The sequence below is a fragment of the Agrococcus sp. GW821-FHT14H11 genome, assembly GCF_058803545.1.
Map to the genome: position 1 here is coordinate 16118 of NZ_JBXAPA010000011.1, position 20762 is coordinate 36879.

A 20762-nucleotide genomic window follows, 5' to 3' on the forward strand; every position below is an offset into this window, starting at 1 on the left:
GACGGTCATGGCGCCGACGGCGACACTAGACTCGCCCGCGATGGACGAGCAGCGTGACGAGGCCAAGCGCGACGACTTCGTGGAGCAGGCGATGCAGTACGCCGACCAGCTCTACGCGGCCGCCATGCGCATGACGCGCAACCCGGCCGACGCCGCCGACCTCGTGCAGGAGACCCTGCTCAAGGCCTACGCCGCGTACGACTCGTTCCAGCAGGGCACGAACCTGCGGGCGTGGCTGTACCGCATCCAGACCAACACCTACATCAACACCTACCGCAAGCAGCAGCGCAGGCCGTTCGAGGCGCCCCTCGACGACCTGGAGGAGTGGCAGATCGGCGACGCCGAGTCGTTCACCGCCATGTCGTCGCGCAGCGCCGAGGCCGAGGCGATCCACCGGATGCCCTCCGGGATCGTGAAGGACGCGCTGCAGCAGGTGCCCGTCGACTTCCGCATGGCGGTCTACTGGGTCGACGTCGAGGGGCTCAGCTACGCCGAGACCGCCGAGGTCATGGAGACCCCCGTCGGCACCGTCATGAGCCGCCTGCACCGAGGCCGCAAGCTGCTGCGAGGCCTGCTGGCCGACTACGCCCGGGAGCAGGGCATCGCCGTGCAGGACACCATCGTGAAGGAGAAGAAGCCGTGAGCGAGACGCTTGAGGCCAAGAAGGACTGCACCGAGGCCCGTGCCGCCCTCGAGGAGTACCTGCACCACGAGCTCTGCGCCGAGGACGCCGCGGATGTGCGTGCGCACCTGGCGGAGTGCGAGGAGTGCTCGGCCGAGCACCACGTCGGCGAGATGCTGACCGCCGCCCTGCAGGGCGCCTGCAAGGACCGCGCCCCCGAGGAGCTGCGAGCGAAGCTGCTCGAGAGCCTGCGGGCCGCGAAGGCGAGCCACGCCTGACACGAAACGCGACGGGGCGGGATCCCTCGGACCCCGCCCCGCGCATCCGTCGCCGGTCCGCACCCGCGCCGCTCAGGCCGCGACGCGCTCCTGCACCGGGATGGGACCGGTGATCGGCCGCTCGGCCCCGTCGCCCAGGTAGCGCTCGGTGCCGGCGAGCGTGAGGAAGGCCGGGTAGGTCTCCTCGAGCGCGATCTCGCGGAACAGCGCGATCGCCTCGCGGTAGCGGTTGCCCGGGCTCCGGTCGAAGCCCGCGGCCAGCTCGTCGACGATGGCCTCGCAGCGCTCGCGCGTGATGGTGCGGCCGTCGGCGGTGGCCGACTCGTTGTGGATCCACTGCCACACCTGCGAGCGCGAGATCTCGGCGGTCGCGGCGTCCTCCATGAGCGAGTGGATCGCGACGGCGCCGTGGCCGCGCAGCCACGCCTCCATGTAGCGGATGCCGATCTCGATGTTCGAGCGGAGCCCCGCCTCGGTGATGTCGCCCTCGGTGGTCGAGAGGTCGATGAGCGCCGCGCCGTCGACGGGCACGTCCTCGCGGGTGCGCTCGAGCTGGTTGGGGCGGTCGCCGAGCACCGCGTCGAACGCGCTCCGGCAGGTCTCGACGAGGCCGGGGTGCGCGACCCACGAGCCGTCGAAGCCGTCGCCCGCCTCGCGCGCCTTGTCGCTCGCGACCGCCGCGAGCGCGCGCTCGGTCGCCTCCGGGTCCTTCGCGCTCGGCACGAAGGCGGCCATGCCGCCGATCGCGTGCGCGCCGCGTCGGTGGCACGCGCGCACCAGCTGCTCGGTGTAGGCGCGCATGAACGGCGCCGTCATCGTGAGCCGGGCACGGTCGGGGAGCACGAACTCCGGCCCGCGGAGCCGGAACGCCTTGATCATCGAGAACAGGTAGTCCCAGCGGCCGGCGTTGAGGCCCGCCGAGTGCTCGCGCAGCTCGAAGAGGATCTCCTCCATCTCGAACGCCGCCGTGATCGTCTCGATGAGCACGGTGGCCCGGATCGTGCCCTGCGGCAGCACGAGCAGCTGCTGCGCCATGACGAACACGTCGTTCCAGAGCCGCGCCTCGTGGTGGCTCTCGAGCTTCGGCAGGTAGAAGTACGGGCCCCGGCCGGCGGCGATGAGGTCGTCGGCGTTGTGGAGCACGTGGAGCCCGAAGTCGACGAGCGATCCCGACATGGGCCTGCCGTCGACGAGGATGCGGTGCTCGTCGAGGTGCCAGCCCCGCGGCCGCACGACGATCGTCGGCGTCTCGGGGGCCGTCACCTTGTACTCCTTGCCCTCGGGGCTCGTGAAGGCGATGCTGCCGCGGATCGCGTCCTGCAGGTTCACCTGGCTCGCGATGACGTTGCGCCACAGGGGGCTCGAGGCGTCCTCGCAGTCGGCGAGCCACACCTTCGCGCCCGAGTTGAGCGCGTTGATGGTCATCTTGCGCTCGATGGGGCCGGTGATCTCGACGCGGCGGTCCTCGAGGCCGGGAGCGGGCGGGGCGACCCGCCAGCTCGCGTCCTCGCGGATGCGCCGCGTCGACTCGAGGAAGCGGGGGCTGTCGCCGTCGGCGAACGCGGCGCGGCGCCGGCGGCGGTCCTGCAGCAGCTGCTGGCGCGTGCACTCGAACGCGTCGTGCAGCTGCAGCAGGAAGCCGAGCGCCTCGTCGGTGAGCACCCGGTCCTGACCGGGGGCGTGGGCGGTGATGCGGATGCGCGTGGTGTCCATGGTCTGGCTCCTGACGTGGGTGCGGATCAGTGGAACTGCTCGGACTCGGTCGAGCCGGCGAGCGCGAGCGTGCCGGAGCTCGGGTTGAGGGCGGTGGCGACGAGGTCGAACCACCCGGTGCCGACCTCGCGCTGGTGCTTCGTGGCGGTGTAGCCGTCGGCCTCCGCCGCGAACTCGCGCTCCTGCAGGTCGACGTAGGCCGTCATGTGGTGCTCGGCGTAGCCCTTCGCCAGGTCGAACATGGAGTGGTTGAGGGCGTGGAAGCCCGCGAGGGTGATGAACTGGAAGCGGAACCCCATGGCGCCGAGCTCGCGCTGGAACGCGGCGATCTGGTCGTCGTCGAGGTGCTTGCGCCAGTTGAACGACGGCGAGCAGTTGTAGGCGAGCAGCTGGTCGGGGAACTCGGCCTTGATGCCCTCCGCGAAGCGGCGGGCCACCTCGAGGTCGGGCTTGCCGGTCTCCATCCAGAGCAGGTCGGCGTACTCGGCGTAGGCGCGGCCGCGGGCGATGCACGGCTCGATGCCGTTGCGCACCTCGTAGAAGCCCTCGCTCGTGCGCTCGCCGGTGAGGAACGGGCGGTCGCGCTCGTCGACGTCGCTCGTCAGGAGCGTCGCCGCCTCGGCGTCGGTGCGGGCGATGATGACGGTCGGCACGTCCTCGACGTCGGCCGCGAGGCGTGCGGCGTTGAGCGTGCGCACGTGCTGCTGGGTGGGGATGAGCACCTTGCCGCCGAGGTGCCCGCACTTCTTCTCGCTCGCGAGCTGGTCCTCCCAGTGCACGCCCGCGGCGCCGGCGGTGATCATCGAGCGCATGAGCTCGAACGCGTTGAGCGGTCCGCCGAAGCCAGCCTCCGCGTCGGCGACGATCGGCACGAGCCAGTCGTCGACGGCCCGGCGGCCCTCGCTGCGCTCGATCTGGTCGGCGCGCTGCAGCGCGTTGTTGATGCGGCGCACCACCGCGGGCACCGAGTTGGCGGGGTAGAGCGACTGGTCGGGGTAGGTCTGGCCCGACAGGTTGGCGTCGGCCGCGACCTGCCAGCCCGAGAGGTAGATGGCCTCGAGGCCCGCGCGCACCTGCTGCACAGCCTGGTTGCCGGTGAGGGCGCCGAGCGCGCGCACCGGCTGCTCGTCGGCGTGCAGCCGGTCGAAGAGGCGCTCCGCGCCGCGGCGGGCGAGCGTGTGCTCCTCGACGACGGAGCCCCGGAGGCGGATGACGTCGGCGGCGCTGTAGTCGCGGGCGATGCCGCTCCAGCGGGCGTCCGCCGCCCACTCGAGCTCGAGCTCGGCCGCCTCGGTGGCCATCGTCGTGTCGTGCTGCTCGGTCATGGTGTCCTCCTGCTGTCGCGCCGGGGCTCCTGCGCCCTCGGCGTCCGGTCGTGCCACCACTGTGCGTGCAGAACTGCACTGCGAGCGGCGATTTGCACGGTGAAGATCATCACTTCTGCCAGATTCCGCAGAACTGGCGTATGGTGCTCGCATGACCGAGCGAGGCACCGCATCCGCCACCTGGGACCGACCCGCGCGCTCGGCGCCCGCGCCGACGCAGGTCGACGCGCTGCAGCTCGGCAAGGCGCTGCGGCACGCGCGCAAGCAGGCCGGGCTCACGCTCGACGCCGTGCACGACGCTATCGGCCTCGCGCCGTCGCAGCTGTCGGGCTTCGAGACGGGCAAGCGCGAGGCGCGCTTCTCGCAGCTGCAGCAGCTCGCCGCCCTCTACGGCGTCAGCCTCGAGCAGCTCACGGGCACCGAGCCGCCGTCGCGGCGCGCCGAGCTCGAGCTGCGGCTCGAGCGCGCCATGCAGTCGTCGACCTGGCAGCAGAAGCGGCTGCCGACGATGCGCATCGGCCCGCGCACGCCCGACGACGTGCTCGAGACGATGCTCGCGCTCGTCGACGAGCTCGACCGCGTCGCCGAGGAGCGGGTCGCGACGCCCGAGGAGGCACGGCGCGCCAACACGCAGCTGCGGGCCGAGATGCGCGCGCGCGACAACCACTTCCCCGAGATCGAGGCTGCGGCGGCGCGCATGCTCGAGAAGGTCGGCTACCAGTCGGGGCCGCTCTCGCAGCACCTCATCGCGGCGATCGTCGAGCGGCTCGGCTTCACCGTGCACCACGTCGGCGACCTGCCGCACTCGACGCGCTCGGTGACCGACCTCAAGCGCCGGCGCATCTACCTCTCGCGCTCCTCCCGCATCGGCCACGACCCGCGGTCGGTGCTCCTGCAGGCGCTCGGGCACCACGTGCTCGGGCACTCGGTGCCCGCCGACTACGGCGCCTTCCTGCGCCAGCGCATCGAGACGAACTACTTCGCGGCGGCCCTGCTCATGCCCGAGCGCACCGCCGTCGAGTTCCTGCGCGCCGCGAAGGAGGAGCGGCAGCTCGCGGTCGAGGACCTGCGCGACGCCTTCGCCGTCTCGTACGAGACCGCCGCGCACCGGCTGACGAACCTCGCGACCGTGCACCTCGGGATCCCGCTGCACTTCCAGAAGGTGCACGAGTCGGGGATCATCTACAAGGCCTACGAGAACGACGGCGTGACCTTCCCCTCCGATCACACCGGCGCCATCGAGGGGCAGCCGGTCTGCAAGCGCTGGACGAGCCGCGAGGTGTTCGACGTCGCCGACAAGGTCAACGCCTTCGAGCAGTACACCGAGACGCCGGCGGGCACCTTCTGGTGCACGGCGATGACCGAGCGCAGCACGTCGGGGGAGTTCTCGCTCTCGATCGGCGTGCCGTTCGCGCAGGCGAAGTGGTTCCGGGGGAGGGGCACGAAGGAGCGGTCGATCTCGGGCTGCCCCGACCCCTCGTGCTGCCGCACGCCGCCTGCCGATCTCGCCGAGGCCTGGGCCGGGCAGGCGTGGCCGAGCGCGCGGGCGCACTCGCACCTGCTCGCCGCGCTGCCGCCGGGTGCCTTCCCGGGCGTCGACGAGACCGAGGTCTACAGCTTCCTCGCGTCGCGGGCGTAGCCCCCGGCCTCAGGAGTGCTGGGCGAGGGCGGGCGACGCATCCGCCGTGCCCTCGAGCAGGCTGAGCGCGCGCCGCAGGGCCGTGCTCGACGTGTGCGCCGTGTAGGGGAAGTAGACGACCTCGACGCCCACCGCGCCGAGCTCGCGCTCGAGCCGCAGGCCCCGCTCGGTGCCCCGCCAGTCGTCGCCCTTGAAGAAGTGCGTGAACCCGACCTCGCGCCACGTGTCGAGCTTGTCGGGCACCGTCTCGACGTGCACGCGGTCGACGAAGCGGATGGAGCGCACGATCTCGACGCGCTCGAGCGTGGGGATCACGGGCTCGACGCCCTTCACCTGCAGCAGCATCTCGTCGCTCACGACGCCGGCGATGAGCACGTCGCAGTGCTCGCGCGCGTGCCGCAGCACGTTGAGGTGGCCGACGTGGAACAGGTCGAAGGCGCCTGCGGCGTAGCCGATGCGCTGGCTCATCCGCTCCTCCGATCTCCGTTTGCAAACAGTGTTACATCAGCGTAGGGCACGCACGGGCGGGACGCGAGCGCCTCACGCGAACCACGCCCCGAGCCGAGGCCGGCCGCGCTCGAGCGCGCGCTCGAGCGACGTGCCCGACAGCCCGCGCTCGGCGAAGCCCGCCAGCAGCCGAGCGGTGAGCGCGCCGCGGTCGAACGCCGGGATGTTGCCGTCGTCGACGCCGTCGTCCACGCCGGCCCGGCCGTCGTGCCCGAGCAGGATGAGGCCCGGTCGGGCGTTGCGCATGGCGCTCGCCACCCGCCCGTCGGTCGTGGTGTCGGCGCTGTCGAGGCTCGTGCCGCCCCAGAGCACAGGCATCACGCCCGCCCGCCGGATGGCGTGGTAGGCGCGCGGCGACTGCCGGCCGTACGGCGGCCGCATCCACCGCACGGGCGCGCCGGCGACGTCCTCGAGCTGGGCCTTGCCGTCGAGCGTCCGGCGCGTGATCTCCTCGGGGGTGAGCCCGCTGAGCGGCCGGTGGTCGATGCCGTGCAGCGCCACCTCGTGGCCCTCCGCGATGACCGCCCGCACGAGCCACGGCAGGCGCCGCGCCCTCGCGCTCAGCATGAAGAAGGTCGCGTGCGCGCCGCGCTCGGCCAGGGCGTCGAGCACCCGCTCGGTCTGCGGCGGCTCCGGGCCGTCGTCGTAGGTCAGCACCACCACCGGCTGGTCGGTGTCGACGCCGACCACCGAGCCCATCGCCCGCACGTGGCGGCGCAGCACCCCGTGCACGGCAGCTCCCACGCTCATCGCTCCGCCTCCCGCCTGCGGTACTCCTCGAATCGGTGGCCCATCGCTGCCGTCAGCACGCCCCACCCGCGGCGCACCTGGCTCTCGCCGCGCTGCTGCCGCACCGGGTCGCGCGTGCACACGCCCCAGGCGAGCCTGGCCGTGCCGAGCACGATGCGCGCGGGACCGCCGGCGAGGCCCCCGAGGCGCGCGCGCACGCGCAGCGCGGGCGTGGGGGCGAGTCGCTCCCGCGTGTGCTGCAGCGTGTTCCCGTGCGCGAACGCGCGCCGCCGCACCCAGTCGCGCGTCGTGCGCTCCGGGACGACCGGGTCGAGGGTCACCGACTCCTGGCACCAGACGATCCGGCCGCCGGCGCGCACGAGCAGGCGGGTGAAGATGGTGTCCTCGCCGCCGGTCAGGCCGAGCGACTCGTCGAACCGCAGGCCCGCGCGCCGCACCGAGCGGAGGTCGAGGAGCAGGTTGCCGGTGGCGGCGGCGGGCAGCAGGGTGCCGGTCTCGCGGGAGGCGCGGTGGAAGAACTCGCTCGAGGCGACCCACGGCTCGACGCCCTCGGGCAGCTGCGCGACCACCCGGCCCATCACCGCATCCGCCTCCGACTCGCGCCAGACGTCGACGAGGGCCGTGAGCCAGCCCGGCTGGGGGATCTCGTCGTCGTCGATGAACGCGAGCAGCCGCGAGCCGGCGCTCTCGTCGAGCGCCCGGTTGCGGGCGGCGGGGATGCCCGGGCGCGCCTCGTGCGCATAGGCGATGCGGATGCCGTGGGATGCCTCGGCGTCGCGCCGCACCGCGTCGACGACGGGCCGGGCCGAGCCCACCGGGTCGTTGTCGACCACGAGGATGCGCGGCTCCACGGCCTCGAGCGCCTCCCGCACCCGCAGGCTCACCGCCTGCAGGTTGGCGCGCAGCTGCTCGGGTCGCCGGAAGGTCAGGATGGCGACGGTCAGCATGGGCCGACCCAGGGGCGCGGCGTGCCGGGCGCGGGGGGCCGCCGCCTCGGCCTGCTCGAGGCGCCCGCGGACGCGCTGCACCGTCATCGGAGCCCCGCCGCGGTGCGGAAGGCCTCGACGTGCGCGTCGGCGCTCGACGACCAGGTGCGGGCCGCCAGCCGGGGCGGCTCCGCGGGCGGATGAGCGGCGAGCTCGGCGAGCGTGGCATCGATCGCGGCACCGGTCAGCGTGCCCTCGAAGCGGTGCACCCACCCCGGTCCTACCTCGTCGGCCAGCGCGCGGTTGACGGCGTTGTCGGGCACGAGCACCGGGCGGTCGAGCGAGAGGCCCGCGAGGGCCGCGCTCGAGTTGTGCATGTGCAGGTACGGCAGCACGACGAGGGATGCACCGGTGATGGCGCGCACGAAGTCGGCGTCGTCGAGGAAGCGCAGCGAGAGCTCGATGCGGTCGTCGCCTGCGGCGAGCTCCTCGAGCGTGCGCGCGAGGTCGTCGGAGGTCGGCCTGCCGGCGATCGCCAGCGTCGCGCCGGGCGTGCGGCACTCGCGGAAGGCGCGGAGCAGCTGCTCGGTGCCCTTGTACCGGCGGATCAGCCCGACCGACACCAGCCGGCCCGGCGTCGCCGGCAGCGTCTCGTGCTCGCCGAACCAGTCCCGGAAGTGCGCGTGGGGGATGGTGTGGACGGGCACGCGCAGCGGCACCGCGGTCGTCTCGTTGAGCCGGATGACCCCGGTCGTGCGCTGGTCGACGGCGTCGAGCAGCGCGTGGTCCCAGCGCGACAGCTCCTGGGGGCGCTCGGTGTTGTGCCACGTGCGCACGATGGGCGTGCGCGTGAGCGTCAGGCGCGCGAGCAGCAGGGTCGTGAGGCTCCTGCGCGCGAGGCGGCCGGCGGTGCGATGCCCGCCGAACAGCACCTCGGGCCAGTGGACGTGGAAGACGTCGTAGCGGCCGAGGAGCGCGCGCGGGTAGCTGAAGGTCTCGACGGCCGCATCGGGGCGGCCGTCGAGCTCGGCGAGCAGCTGCGCGAGGTAGGGGTTGGTGGTGGGACGGATGGCCTTGACCGACTCGAGGACGCGGACCGGCCGGTGCCGGGCGGGGCTCGCGGCGCCGCGGTACCAGCCGTCGACGAGGGGCGCGAGCCGCTCCCGCGACCAGCGCTCGTGCGGGACGCCGGTGGCGTCGCCCGCGAGCGCGAGCTGCTCGACGACGCTCGCGACGACGTCGCCCTCGAGGCTCGCGACGAAGCCGTTGGGCTGGGCGAGCAGCGGTGGGCCGCCGAGCGGCAGGCAGACGACGGGCGTGCCCATCGAGCTCGCCTCCGCGACCGCCCAGCCCGCCTGGTCGTGCATCGAGGGGAAGAGCAGCGCGTCCGCGCGCGCCATCGCCTCGAGTGCCTCGCGGCGCGGCACGTGGCCGGCGAACCGCACCCGGTCGCCGAGGCCGAGGCGCTCCGCCTCCGCCTCGAGCGCGCGGCGCAGCGGCCCGTCGCCGTACAGGGTGAGGCGCCAGTGCGAGGCCGCGGGCCGGGCGAGCGCGGCGAGCGCGATCGAGACGCCCTTGAGCGGGATGAGGCGTCCGACGGCGACGGCCTCGCGCATCCGCCCCTCCGGCTCGCGGCGTGCTCGTGCCGGCAGCGCCGCGAGGTCGAGCGCCGCGTTGGGCTCGACCACCACCCGCCGCGCGCGGCGGAACCGCTGCGCGACGTCGCCGTTCTGCGCGACCACGAGTGCCGCGCGCCGGGCGGTGCCGTCGCCGAAGATCGCGCGGGGCAGCGTGGTGGCGACGGTGCGGGCCAGCTCGGTCGCGACACCCCTGGCGCCGAGCCAGCGGCGGAGCCGCCAGACCGGGATGCGGGTCGCGCCGCCGACCGGGCCCCACACGAGCGGCACGTCGCGCAGGGCGGTGAGCCCGCACGGCAGCCAGTCGTTCGCGAAGGTCACGTGGTGCGCGACGTCGAACCGGTGGCGGGCGTGGAGGCGCACCGCGGTGCGCGCGAGCTTCGCCTGCCAGAGCGCGTAATACCAGTAGAGGTCGCGGGGGCGGCGCTTGCGCGCCATGACGCGCTCGGGCAGGTCGATCGCGACGACGTGCAGGTGGCGTGCGAGCTCCCGGTCGGCGGCGAGCGCCGCGGCGATGGCCGGCGCGAAGCGGCGGCGCGTGATGACCCAGACGTCGTGGGTCGCCGCGGCCGCGGTCGCGAACGCCCAGCCGGCGCTCGCCTCGGGCTCGTCGGACGGCCCGCAGGCGTACGCGCCGACGAGGATGCGGAGGCGGGTCATCTCCGGCCGCCGACCCTCGGCTGTGGGCATCTCGTGCTCCGCTCTCGTGACCTGCGCGGCTTGCGAGTCCGACTCGCGGGAGTATCGTAACATCGTTACATCAATCCGGGCAGACGCCCGGCGACGAGGGTGGAGGGCGAGCCATGACTGGAGCGACGCTCGGCATCCGCGCCGCGCACGCGCGCCTGTCCTCGGCGCAGAAGGGGCACGCCAGGGGAGCGCCCGCCTACTCGGTGTACGTCAACCGCCGGATCGGCCGTGCGTTGGCCGCCGCGGCCCACGCCGCCGGCCTGACGCCGAACCAGGTCACCGCCATCAGCGCGGTGCACACCTTCGCCGCCATCGCGCTGCTCGCCGTCGCGCCCGTCGAGTCTTGGACCGGCATCGTCGCGGCGGTCCTGCTCGCCCTCGGATATGCGTGGGACTCCGCCGACGGCCAGGTGGCGCGCCTGCGCGGCGGCGGCTCGCTCGCGGGGGAGTGGCTCGACCACTTCGTGGACGCGCTCAAGATCGCCTCGCTGCACCTGGCGCTGCTCGTCGGGCTCTACCGAGGCGCGCCCGGGCTCCCGGAGCCGGTGCTGCTGCTGCCGATCGCGTTCTCGGTGGTCGCGACCGTCACCTTCTTCGGCATGATCCTCAACGACCTGCTGCGCGGTGCGAGGGGTGTGCCGTCGACCCACGCGCGCGGCGGAGGCTCGCTCGGGCGCTCGATGCTGCTGCTGCCGACCGACTTCGGCGTCGTGTGCTGGCTGATGGTGCTGTGGGGATGGCCCGCCCTCTTCCTCCCCGCGTACGCGCTGCTGCTCCTGCTGCAGACGGCCTTCCTGGCGCTGGCGGCGGTCAAGTGGTTCCGTGAGATGCGCCATGTCGGCTGAGCCTCGGCGTCCGCTCGCGATCGTCGTCGTCAGCTACGCGTCGTCCGGGCTGCTCTCCGAGCACCTGGTCGCCTCGGCCCGGAGCGTCGCGCCCGAGCTGGTGGTGGTCGTCGACAACCTCTCGTCCTCCGATGAGCGGGAGCGGGTCCTGGCGCTCGCGCAGCGGCACGGCTGGCAGGTCGTGACGCCGGAGCGCAACCTGGGCTTCGGCGGCGGCGTCAACTGCGGCGTCGCCAGGGCCCGCGCGCTCGGAGCCCGCGACCTGCTCGTGCTGAACCCGGATGCGCAGATCGAGTCGGCCGCGGTCGCTGCGCTGCGCGCGGCCGCCGACGCGGACGGGCTCGCGGTGCTCGCGCCCGTGATCCGCGATCCGCAGGGCGGCACGTGGTCGGCCGGATCCGATCTCTATGTCGCCGATGGTGCGACCCGGGGCCGCGCACGCCGCGCCGCGCACGCCGACGCCGAGCGCTGGGAGTGGCTGAGCGGCGCGTGCCTGTGGATCCCGGAGGAGGCGTGGGAGCTCGTCGGCGGGTTCGACGAGGACTACTTCCTCTACTGGGAGGACGTGGACCTGTCGCGGCGCCTCGTGGAGCGCGGCGGCCGGCTCCGCGTCGTCGAGGACGCCGTCGCGGTGCACGACGAGGGCGGCACTCACCGCGAGCGTGGTCAGCTCGGGCGCGGCAAGTCGAGCGTCTACACGTACTACAACATCCGCAACCGCATGCTGTTCGCGGTCAAGCACCTGGATGCGCAGGGCGTGCGGCGATGGCGGCGCGGCGTGCTGGGCGCGGCATGGGAGGTGCTCGGCAGAAGCGGGCGCCGACAGCTGCTGCGGTCGCCGGCGCCGGTGCGCGCCGCGTTGCGAGGCGTGGTTGATGCTCGGCGAATCGTGCGCGAATCGGCTGGCGTGCGCTGAACCCGCCGCACGTACAGTGTGCCCATGACGAGCGAGCAGCGGAGTGCGTCGACGCCTCGCGGCCGAGCCGCGCTCGTGCTGGGCGGGGTGACGGTCGTCGGGCTCGTGCTCTGGGGCGTCCTCAGCGCGAGCGGGGCGGGCGACGCCGAGCAGCCGGGCACGGCGAGCGGCTCGCCGTCGTCGACGCCCGGCACCTCGACATCGCTGCCGTCGACTGCGCCCACGTCGACACCGACGCCGTCGGGCTCCGCGGCACCGAGCGCGCTCCCGTCGGCGCCCGCGACCTCCGCGGGTGCGACGGCGCACCCGGGGTCGCCTCCCGGATCCCTGCCGACCGAGACGCTCGCGCCGGTGCCGCTGGACGCGGTCGTCGAGCCTACCGCCGACGTCGAGCTGGAGCTGGCGTCGCTCGAGTCGGTCGACGGCGAGGCCAACATCGCCGGCGAGATCGCCGGACCGGCGATCCGAGTCACCGTCGAGGCGACGAACACGGGCGACGATCCGTTCCCGACGCCCGTCGTCGTGGTCAACCTCTACATCGGCGAGGACCGGCTGCCGGCGAACGAGATCCGGGAGCCCGGCGGCCGAGCGTTCCCCGCGTCGATACCGGCAGGCGGCTCGAGCTCGGGCGTCTACCTCTTCACGGTGCCGCACGACCAGCGCGGCCTCATCGGCATCGAGGTGGTGCTGCAGGCGGGTGAGCCCGTGGTGCTCTTCGAGGGCGCCGCGCGCTGAGCCGCGCGCGAGACCTCAGGATTCCCGCAGTCTCAGCGCGGAAGCCCTCCGCGGTCCATGGCCGGGCGTACGATAACGCCGTTACTGGACGGTGTCATGGGATGCGGTCCGCTGGCACTGAGGACAGGAACGTCACATGCGCACCTCGACACCGATCCGCACGCTGATCCGCACGCACGTCGCCGCCGTCGGAGCGATCGCGGTCGGCGCCGCGATCCTGGTCAGCGCACCGAGCGCGGCCGTGGCGGCCGATCCGGTCATCGAGCCTGCAGCGCTCGAGGCGTCGGCACTGCCCCACGAGGCGAGCATGTCCGCCGACGCGTTGCCGACGGTGCAGATCGACCAAGGCGTGGTGTGGGACGTGCACGTCGCGGGCAACATCGCCTACGCCGGAGGACAGTTCTCGAACGCCCGCCCGGCAGGCGCGGCCCCCGGCACCAATCTCATCCCCCGCAGCAACTTCCTCGCGTTCGACGTGCAGACCGGTCAGGTCACGTCCTTCGCGCCCTCCTTCAACGGACGGGTCAACGACATCGCGGTCTCCCCCGACGGCAGGCGGCTCTACGTCGTGGGCGCGTTCACCGCGGTCAACGGCCAGACGCGCAATCGCATCGCCGTCTTCGACCTGCCCGGCCACACACTCAGCACCACGGTGGTGCCGAACATCAACGGCACCACGCAGTCCGTGGCGGCGACCAACTCGACCGTCTACGTGGGCGGCTACTTCAGCGCCGTCAACGGCAGTGCCCGGGCGCGCATCGGCGCGGTCAACGCCTCCAACGGCGCGGTGCTGCCGTTCCGCCCCATCGTCGACAACGGCATGGTGCAGGCGCTCGCGGTCGGACCCGACGCGACGAAGGTGATGCTCTCGGGCAACTTCACCTCGGTCGCCGGCGGGCAGAGCGAGCCAGGGTACGGGCTGTCCATGGTCGACGCCTCCACCGGCGCGCAGCTGCCGCTGCCCGTGAACTCGATCGTGCGCAACGCGGGCGACAACTCGGGCGTCACGAAGCTGAGCACCGACGGCGTCAACTTCTACGGCGTCGGCTGGCACTACGGCCGCGGCGGCAACATGGAGGGCGCGTTCCAGGCGCGCTGGTCGGACGGCGAGATGGTCTGGATCGAGGACTGCCACGGCGACACCTACGACGCGGCTGCGGTCGCCGGCCAGGTGTACATGGCCAGCCACAAGCACTACTGCGGCAACAGCGGCGGATTCCCGCAGTCCGATCCGTGGACCTTCTACCACTCGACCGCGGTCACCACCGAGGTCCACGGCGCCAACACGCCCGACATCTACGGCTACCCCGACCACCCTGGCCGCCCACGCCCGGAGATCCTCAACTGGTACCCGCAGACGGACATCGGCACGTTCACCGGCAAGAACCAGGCGGTCTGGGCACTCGACGGCAACGACCAGTACCTGGTCTACGGCGGCGAGTTCCCCCGGGTGAACGGCGCTACGCAGCAGGGGCTCGTGCGCTACACCCTGCGCCAGAATGCGCCGGACAACCAGGGGCCGCGCCTCTCGCAGGATCAGGATCGGCTCGCCATCGCGGCCGGCATCACTCCGAACGCCTGGTGGACGCCGTCTGTCAGCGCCGTCATCCCCGGCTCGCTCCGGGTCTCGTTCCCGACGATCTTCGATCGCGACGACCAGGCGCTGACCTACCGCGTGTACCTCGACTCGGAGACGACCGCCGGCCTCGTGGGCGAGCAGACCATGTCGAACAAGTTCTGGGACGTCCAGACTGTGCGCACACTGATCTCCGGCCTCGAGCCGGGGTCGACGCATCAGGTACGCGTCGTGGCGCGCGATCCGGGTGGGAATGTCTTCCGCTCGGAGTGGGCGACCGCGACGGTGTCGAGCGGAGCCATCTCCGCCTACCTCGAGAGCGTTGCGCAGGACGACGTCGTCAGCATGTGGCGCCTCGGCGAGGCGAGCGGCTCCTCCGTCGACCTCTTCGGCGGCTCCGACATGCAGCTGAGCGGCCGCATGACGTACGGCGAACCGGGTGCGCTGGCCTCCGACGCCGATGCCGCGATCCGCTTCAACACGGCGACCACGAACTCGCAGAACGACGGCAGCGGCGGGTCGACGACGCGCATCGCGGGCCCTCAGCGCTTCTCCATCGAGACATGGTTCCGCACCAGCACGACGAGCGGAGGAAAGCTCGTCGGATTCGGCAACGCGCGGACCGGCTCGTCCACCTCCTACGACCGGCACCTCTACATGAACAACGCCGGTCAGCTGCTCTTCGGCGTGTACCCCGGGTCCGTACAGGTCATCACCACACCGGGCACCTACCGGGACGGCGAGTGGCACCACGCGGTGGCGACCCTCGGCAGCGAGGGCATGCGGCTGTACGTCGATGGGCAGCTGCGCGCGCAGCGGAACGACGTCACATCCGCGCAGGCGTACCAGGGCTACTGGCGCATCGCCAACGACAACCTGAACTCGTGGACCAGCGCGCCGGGATCGAGGCAGTTCGAAGGCCTGCTCGACGAGGTCGCGATCTACGACCGGCCGCTCTCCGCGGACCGCGTCCAGGCGCACTACGAGGCGGGCACGACGGGCGTCGCCCCCAACACGCCCCCGAGCGCCGCGATCGGCACGCCCTCGGTCGACGGGCTGCAGGTGGGCTTCAGCGGCTCCGCCACCGACGCCGACGGCACGGTGGTGTCCTACGCCTGGAGCTTCGGCGACGGCTCGACGGGCACCGGGGCGTCGGTGACGAAGACCTACTCGACGGCCGGCACGTACGACGTCACCCTGACGGTGACGGACGACGACGGCGCCACCGGCACCGCCACCACCCAGGTGACGGTGGAGCCGGTGCCGAACGCGGCGCCGAGCGCGTCGTTCACCATCCAGTCGCAGGGCCTGGAGGTCTCGGTGGACGGCTCGTCCTCGTCCGACCCGGACGGCTCGGTGGCATCGTACGAGTGGGACTTCGGCGCCGGCTTCGCCGCAGGCGCCGCGACCGCCTCGCATGAGTTCGGCTCGGCGGGGACCTATCCCGTGCGGCTGCGCGTCACCGATGACGACGGCGCGACGGACGTCGACGAGCAGAGCGTGACGGTCATCGAGCCGGGTGCGGGTGTGCTGGCGCAGGATGGGTTCGACCGGACGGTGTCGAACGGCTGGGGCACTGCGGATGTCGGCGGGCCGTGGTCCCTGCGGGGGACGGCGAGCCGGTTCTCGGTGGCGGATGGCGAGGGTCGGATGACGATCCCGGCGTCGACGTCGCAGACGGTGTACGCGGATCTGAACGGGGTGTCGAGCGCGAGCACGCGGATCGATGCGGTGTTCAGCGTGGATTCGCTGGTTGAGGCGCAGTACGTCTCGCTGGTGGGTCGCCGGGTGGGCTCGACGAACTACATCGCGAGACTGCGGCTGCAGGCCGATGGCGGTGTGCGGCTGTACCTGCTGCAGGACGGGGCGACGGCGATCGCGCCGATGCTGCAGGTGCCGATCACGATCGTGCCGGGGGAGCAGTACGCGTTCAGCATGGAGGTGACGGGCACGTCGCCCACCACAGTGCGGGCGAAGCTGTGGGAGGTCGGTCAGGCGGAGCCGGGCTGGATGCGCGAGGGCACGAACTCGCTCGCAGCGCTGCAGACGGCGGGTGCGGTGTCGGTGTTCACCTACGTGCCGAACAACCCAGGCGGCGGCGCAGTCGCCTTCGACAGCATCACCGTCTCCGACCCCGCCGGCGGCGCACCGGCGCCGAACGTCGCGCCCACGGCGTCCTTCACGAGCTCGAGCTCGGGCCTGGTCGTGTCGGTGGACGCCTCCGGCTCCTCCGACCCCGACGGCTCCATCGAGTCGTACGCGTGGGACTTCGGCAGCGGGTTCGTCGAGGGCGGCGCCACCGCGACGCACGAGTTCTCCGCCGCCGGCAGCTATCCCGTGCGGCTGCGCGTGACGGACGACGACGGCGCGACCGCGACCGCGGAACGGTCCATCACGGTCGCCGAGCCGGGTGCGGGTGTGCTGGCGCAGGATGGGTTCGACCGGACGGTGTCGAACGGCTGGGGCACTGCGGATGTCGGCGGGCCGTGGTCCCTGCGGGGGACGGCGAGCCGGTTCTCGGTGGCGGATGGCGAGGGTCGGATGACGATCCCGGCGTCGACGTCGCAGACGGTGTACGCGGATCTGAACGGGGTGTCGAGCGCGAGCACGCGGATCGATGCGGTGTTCAGCGTGGATTCGCTGGTTGAGGCGCAGTACGTCTCGCTGGTGGGTCGCCGGGTGGGCTCGACGAACTACATCGCGAGACTGCGGCTGCAGGCCGATGGCGGTGTGCGGCTGTACCTGCTGCAGGACGGGGCGACGGCGATCGCGCCGATGCTGCAGGTGCCGATCACGATCGTGCCGGGGGAGCAGTACGCGTTCAGCATGGAGGTGACGGGCACGTCGCCCACCACAGTGCGGGCGAAGCTGTGGGAGGTCGGTCAGGCGGAGCCGGGCTGGATGCGCGAGGGCACGAACTCGCTCGCAGCGCTGCAGACGGCGGGTGCGGTGTCGGTGTTCACCTACGTGCCGAACAACCCAGGCGGCGGCGCAGTCGCCTTCGACAGCATCACCGTCTCCGACCCCGCCCTCGGGGGATGAGCCGGCCGTCACGAGGCCGATCCGATGGCAGCGCACAGCGAGCACGCGGCGACGACCGGAGCCTTGTCGACGGCTGATGCGGTCGAGGCAGTCGAAGGTCGCGCACTGCAGCTGTACGACGAGGTGCGCACGGCGCACCTCGAGCGGCTCGCCGGTGACCGCCGGGTCACGATCCTGTTCCGCGCGCGGCGCTACGACTTCGACCGCGCGCTCGCCGCCGCGCTCGACGTGCAGCGGGCCGGCGCGCTCGGGACCCTGCGGTGGACGCTGTCGCACCCGGTGGCGGTCATCGAGGTGAGTGAGCCGCTCATGGCCGCCGCGTCGCTGCGCACGCTCAGCGCCGTGCTGGGCAACCGCATCCGCTCGCTCGTGCGCGGGGAGCGTCCGGCTCGCGTCGTGACGTACGCGATCGAGGCCATGCCGCTCGCGGAGGCAGTCGCCAACCTGCCGCTCAGGGCACGACTGCGGCATGCGCTGCTCGCGCCGCTGCAGCCGATCGTATGGCGCGTGCTCGACCGCATCGCGTTCGGCACAGCCCTCTCGGAGCAGGTGTACCGCTCGGCGTTCCCCGCGCGATGGCCGGAGCACCGCGTGATTCCCGCGCTGCCCGTGTCGAGGCTCGTCGCGCCGGCGTCGGTGCCGCGCCCGCCGCACCTGGTGTTCCTCGGCGACATGGCGGAGCGCAAGGGCTTCCCCGCAGTGCTCGACGTCTGGCCTGCGGTCCGAGCCGCGCTGCCCGAGGCGCGGCTGGCCATCCTCGGGCGCGGATCCGGGGCGGCAGCCGCCATGGCGCTGGCGGCGGCCGACGACCGCGTCGTCGTGCGGCTCGACCCGCCCCGCGCCAGCATCTTCGAGACGCTCGAGCGCAGCAAGGTCCTGGTGCTGCCCTCTCGGCGCACGCCGCTCTGGCGAGAGCAGGTCGGGCTGCCGATCGTCGAGGCCCTCGCCTCCGGGTGCATCGTGGTGACGACGAGCGAGACCGGGCTCGCGAGCTGGCTGCAGCAGCACGGGCACGAGGTCGTGCCGGCAGACGCGCATGACGCGCTGGCGGCGGCGCTCGTGCGTGCCCTCACGAGCGCTCGGACACCGGAGGGCGTGGTCACGGACCTCCCGGCGGCGGACGGGAGACGAGCTGCGCAGGACTGGATGTACGAGGGCCTGCGATGATCGGCGCGACTCGCGCGCGGCCGGCGCGGCGCACGCGGGGCCGGTGGCACCAGGTCGGCTCGGCGGCAGCCGCGAAGGTGGTCGTCATGGCGCTCACCGGCATCGTCGGCCTCGTCACCAGCCGCATCATCCTCGACGGATTCGGCGTCGAGGCGTACGCGCAGTACGGACTGCTGGCGAGCCTCCCGGCGCTGCTGCCCTTCGCGGACCTCGGCATCGCCGCCGTGCTGATCAACGCGGCAGCCGAGTCGGAGGATCCGCGCCGGGACGCGCTGCTGCGGCGCACCATCACGAGCGCGCTGCGCATCCTGCTCGTCGCGGGCGGCATCATCGCGGCCGCCTCCTTGCTGCTGGGCGCGTTCGACGCGTGGCCCGCGATCCTCGGCCCCGGGCTCATGTCCGGCGGCGGCTGGGTGGCGGCCGCGTGCATGGCGATCTTCGGCCTGACGCTGCCGCTGACGATCGGCGCTCGCCTGCTGGTCGGGCTCGGGCGCAACACGACGCAGATCTTCACGCAGGCGCTGACCGCCCCGCTCATCCTGGTGTTCATCGGCGGGTGCGCGCTGCTCGGCGTCCCCGCCGGCCAGCAGCTGGCGGTCTTCGCCTACATGGCGAGCGCCGCGGTCGCCTCCACGAGCCTCGTGGTCGCGGCGCGCATCGTCTCGCCGCAGCTTGGCGCCGCCGCACGCGAGGTGCCGCATCTCCGCCAGGCCCCGAGCGTGCCGGTCATGCACCTCGCGCTCCCGATGCTCGTGCAGATGCTCGCGCTGCCGGCGACGATGCACACCGCGCGCATCCTCATCAGCCACCTCGACGGCGCCGAGGAGCTCGCGGACTACAACCTCGCATCCCAGCTCTTCGGCATCGCCCTGCAGACCATCGCAGCCGCGGGACTCGCCCTGTGGCCGATCTTCGCGCGCGCCCGCGCCGCGGATCGCGTGGACTCGCCGCGCAGCGTCGCGCTCTGGTTCCTCGGCGGAGGGCTGGTGCTCGGCGGCGGTGTCGCCGTGCTCGCGCCGTGGCTCGTCGAGCTCGTGTCTGCTGGGAAGCTGACGCTCGACCCGCTGCTGCTGGCGGCGTTCGTGCTGTTCGTCGCCGCGCAGGCGGCGAAGTATCCGCTGGGCATGTACATGACGGATGCGCGCGGTCTGCGGTTCCAGGTGGTGCCCACGCTGATGATGATCCCGATCGGGCTCGGGATGTCGCTCTGGCTCATCCCCGTGCTCGGCGCTGCGGGCAGCGTGATCGCGGTGACCGCGGCGGTCGTCGTCTGCCAGGTGCTGCCGAACGTCTCCTACGTGGCGCGCGACCTCCGAGACCGCCGCGCCGCCCAGACGGCGCAGTGATGGCCCACGCACTGGAGACGAGGACGCGCGTCGACGCGACCGACTCCCGACGGCGCGCGACCGCCGAGCTCGCGGTCGCCGGGCTGGTGGTCTTCGCCATCGCGATCCGCTACAGGTTCTCGCCCGACGTGCCCATCAGCTTCCTCATCTCGATCGCGATCCTGCCGATGACGGCCGGACTCCTGCTGCGGCACCGCGGAGCCGCCGTGCTCGCGGCGCTCGCCCTGCTCGCCGCCCTCAGCGGGGCGATCATCACCGAAGCGCGCTCCGGGACCGTGGCCGTGAGCGACGCGCTCCGGACCGTCCAGACCGTGCGCGTGCTGGCGCTGCCGCTCGTGCTCGCCAGCCTGCTCTGGGCGCGGTCGGTGCTCGGGCTGCAGCGGCTGGTGCTCGTCTTCGGGCTGGGCAGCCTCGCGTCGCTCGCGGTGACGGGGGTGAACCTCGACAACGTCTGGAAGTTCTCGTTCTCGGTGCCGGTGACGCTGATCGTCCTCAGCCTGCCATGGGTGTGGGCGAGTACGGGCCGGCAGCTCCTGAGCCTGGGCGCGCTGGCCGCCGTCTCCGCCCTCGCCGACTCGCGATCGCTCGCGGCGATGCTCGTCATCGCGGCCGCCATCGTCCTGCTCGAGCGGCGCGGACGGGGCGGAGTGCTCCGGGCGCGGAGCGCGTGGGGCGCGATCGCGCGGCTCGGCGTCATCGCCATCGCGGGCTACTTCGCCGTGCAGGCCGCGATCCTCGAGGGGGTGCTGGGCGATGCGGCGCGCGCTCGCACCGAGCTGCAGATCGACCGATCCGGCACCGCGATCGTGGGAGGGCGCCCCGAGATGGGCGCCGCCGCGTCGCTCATCGCCGAACGGCCGCTCGGCTACGGCTCGGGAGCCCTCGTGACCTACGACGAGCGTCGCCTGGGCGCGGAGGGCATGTGGGCGCTCGGCTACGACCCGGACAACGGCTACGTGCACAACTACATGTTCGGCAACGGGCTCGAGGTGCATTCCGTGCTCGGCGACCTCTGGCTGATCTACGGCCTCGCCGGCGCGGCACTGGC

Annotated in this window: 15 protein-coding genes; 9 read left to right on the forward strand and 6 right to left on the reverse strand. The window is 72.8% G+C overall.

Annotation, left to right across the window (positions count from 1 at the left end; translation table 11 throughout):
• Positions 1-7 precede the first annotated feature (7 nt).
• The gene (locus AC1RNL_RS12035; RefSeq protein WP_146356973.1) at positions 8-643 is read left to right on the forward strand and encodes a sigma-70 family RNA polymerase sigma factor; all 636 of its coding nucleotides are present in this window, start codon (positions 8-10) and stop codon (positions 641-643) included.
• Positions 640-900 (forward strand): zf-HC2 domain-containing protein, encoded by a 261-nt coding sequence (locus AC1RNL_RS12040; RefSeq protein ID WP_310124462.1) that lies wholly within the window; start codon positions 640-642, stop codon positions 898-900. The genes AC1RNL_RS12035 and AC1RNL_RS12040 overlap by 4 nt, the downstream gene beginning before the upstream one ends.
• A 72-nt stretch (positions 901-972) precedes the next feature.
• Here the strand turns inward: AC1RNL_RS12040 and aceB are convergent, their stop codons facing one another.
• Positions 973-2613 carry a malate synthase A gene (gene aceB / locus AC1RNL_RS12045; RefSeq protein WP_492935361.1) on the reverse strand — a complete coding sequence of 547 codons (1641 nt, stop codon included), beginning with the start codon at positions 2611-2613 and terminating at the stop codon, positions 973-975.
• Between the two features lie 26 nt (positions 2614-2639).
• The gene (gene aceA, locus AC1RNL_RS12050; protein ID WP_364196084.1) at positions 2640-3938 is read right to left on the reverse strand and encodes an isocitrate lyase; all 1299 of its coding nucleotides are present in this window, start codon (positions 3936-3938) and stop codon (positions 2640-2642) included.
• A gap of 151 nt (positions 3939-4089) precedes the next feature.
• On the opposite strand from aceA, the gene AC1RNL_RS12055 reads away from it, so the two are divergent.
• Positions 4090-5577: a helix-turn-helix domain-containing protein gene (locus AC1RNL_RS12055; RefSeq protein ID WP_492935362.1), complete on the forward strand. Its 1488-nt coding sequence runs from the start codon at positions 4090-4092 to the stop codon at positions 5575-5577.
• A gap of 9 nt (positions 5578-5586) precedes the next feature.
• On the opposite strand, the gene AC1RNL_RS12060 is transcribed toward AC1RNL_RS12055, so the two are convergent.
• The 4 genes from AC1RNL_RS12060 to AC1RNL_RS12075 form a co-directional block, all read right to left on the reverse strand.
• Complete coding sequence (locus AC1RNL_RS12060) at positions 5587-6045, reverse strand: FAD synthase family protein (protein WP_246991582.1); 459 nt, start codon at positions 6043-6045, stop codon at positions 5587-5589.
• A 72-nt stretch (positions 6046-6117) separates the two neighbouring features.
• The gene (locus tag AC1RNL_RS12065; protein WP_492935363.1) at positions 6118-6834 is read right to left on the reverse strand and encodes a polysaccharide deacetylase family protein; all 717 of its coding nucleotides are present in this window, start codon (positions 6832-6834) and stop codon (positions 6118-6120) included.
• Positions 6831-7781, reverse strand: coding sequence for a glycosyltransferase family 2 protein (locus tag AC1RNL_RS12070; protein WP_492935364.1), 951 nt, complete (start codon positions 7779-7781; stop codon positions 6831-6833). Before AC1RNL_RS12070 ends, AC1RNL_RS12065 begins: the two co-directional genes overlap by 4 nt.
• An 83-nt stretch (positions 7782-7864) precedes the next feature.
• Positions 7865-10057, reverse strand: coding sequence for a glycosyltransferase (locus AC1RNL_RS12075; protein WP_492935365.1), 2193 nt, complete (start codon positions 10055-10057; stop codon positions 7865-7867).
• 143 nt (positions 10058-10200) lie between these two features.
• On the opposite strand from AC1RNL_RS12075, the gene AC1RNL_RS12080 reads away from it, so the two are divergent.
• The 6 genes from AC1RNL_RS12080 to AC1RNL_RS12105 all read left to right on the forward strand — a co-directional run bounded on the left by AC1RNL_RS12080 (position 10201) and on the right by AC1RNL_RS12105 (position 19714).
• Positions 10201-10932, forward strand: coding sequence for a CDP-alcohol phosphatidyltransferase family protein (locus tag AC1RNL_RS12080; protein WP_128188481.1), 732 nt, complete (start codon positions 10201-10203; stop codon positions 10930-10932).
• Positions 10922-11848 (forward strand): glycosyltransferase, encoded by a 927-nt coding sequence (locus AC1RNL_RS12085; RefSeq protein WP_400529845.1) that lies wholly within the window; start codon positions 10922-10924, stop codon positions 11846-11848. The genes AC1RNL_RS12080 and AC1RNL_RS12085 overlap by 11 nt, the downstream gene beginning before the upstream one ends.
• 24 nt (positions 11849-11872) lie before the next feature.
• Positions 11873-12583 carry a hypothetical protein gene (locus tag AC1RNL_RS12090; protein ID WP_492935366.1) on the forward strand — a complete coding sequence of 237 codons (711 nt, stop codon included), beginning with the start codon at positions 11873-11875 and terminating at the stop codon, positions 12581-12583.
• A gap of 136 nt (positions 12584-12719) precedes the next feature.
• Entirely contained in the window at positions 12720-17201 is a 4482-nt protein-coding gene (locus AC1RNL_RS12095) for a PKD domain-containing protein (protein WP_364196066.1), read from the forward strand.
• Between the two features lie 24 nt (positions 17202-17225).
• Positions 17226-18368, forward strand: coding sequence for a glycosyltransferase (locus tag AC1RNL_RS12100; RefSeq protein WP_492935367.1), 1143 nt, complete (start codon positions 17226-17228; stop codon positions 18366-18368).
• Positions 18365-19714 (forward strand): lipopolysaccharide biosynthesis protein, encoded by a 1350-nt coding sequence (locus tag AC1RNL_RS12105; RefSeq protein WP_492935368.1) that lies wholly within the window; start codon positions 18365-18367, stop codon positions 19712-19714. The genes AC1RNL_RS12100 and AC1RNL_RS12105 overlap by 4 nt, the downstream gene beginning before the upstream one ends.
• Positions 19715-20762: the final 1048 nt, after the last annotated feature.

Coding starts and splice junctions, on each gene's coding strand:
- AC1RNL_RS12100 (WP_492935367.1), top strand. CDS start 17,226: ATGGCAGCGCACAGCGAGCACGCGGCGACGACCGGAGCCTTGTCGACG.
- AC1RNL_RS12105 (WP_492935368.1), top strand. CDS start 18,365: ATGATCGGCGCGACTCGCGCGCGGCCGGCGCGGCGCACGCGGGGCCGG.
- AC1RNL_RS12055 (WP_492935362.1), top strand. CDS start 4,090: ATGACCGAGCGAGGCACCGCATCCGCCACCTGGGACCGACCCGCGCGC.
- AC1RNL_RS12065 (WP_492935363.1), bottom strand. CDS start 6,834: ATGAGCGTGGGAGCTGCCGTGCACGGGGTGCTGCGCCGCCACGTGCGG.
- AC1RNL_RS12090 (WP_492935366.1), top strand. CDS start 11,873: ATGACGAGCGAGCAGCGGAGTGCGTCGACGCCTCGCGGCCGAGCCGCG.
- AC1RNL_RS12035 (WP_146356973.1), top strand. CDS start 8: ATGGCGCCGACGGCGACACTAGACTCGCCCGCGATGGACGAGCAGCGT.
- AC1RNL_RS12075 (WP_492935365.1), bottom strand. CDS start 10,057: ATGACCCGCCTCCGCATCCTCGTCGGCGCGTACGCCTGCGGGCCGTCC.
- aceA (WP_364196084.1), bottom strand. CDS start 3,938: ATGACCGAGCAGCACGACACGACGATGGCCACCGAGGCGGCCGAGCTC.
- AC1RNL_RS12095 (WP_364196066.1), top strand. CDS start 12,720: ATGCGCACCTCGACACCGATCCGCACGCTGATCCGCACGCACGTCGCC.
- AC1RNL_RS12070 (WP_492935364.1), bottom strand. CDS start 7,781: ATGCTGACCGTCGCCATCCTGACCTTCCGGCGACCCGAGCAGCTGCGC.
- AC1RNL_RS12085 (WP_400529845.1), top strand. CDS start 10,922: ATGTCGGCTGAGCCTCGGCGTCCGCTCGCGATCGTCGTCGTCAGCTAC.
- AC1RNL_RS12060 (WP_246991582.1), bottom strand. CDS start 6,045: ATGAGCCAGCGCATCGGCTACGCCGCAGGCGCCTTCGACCTGTTCCAC.
- aceB (WP_492935361.1), bottom strand. CDS start 2,613: ATGGACACCACGCGCATCCGCATCACCGCCCACGCCCCCGGTCAGGAC.
- AC1RNL_RS12080 (WP_128188481.1), top strand. CDS start 10,201: ATGACTGGAGCGACGCTCGGCATCCGCGCCGCGCACGCGCGCCTGTCC.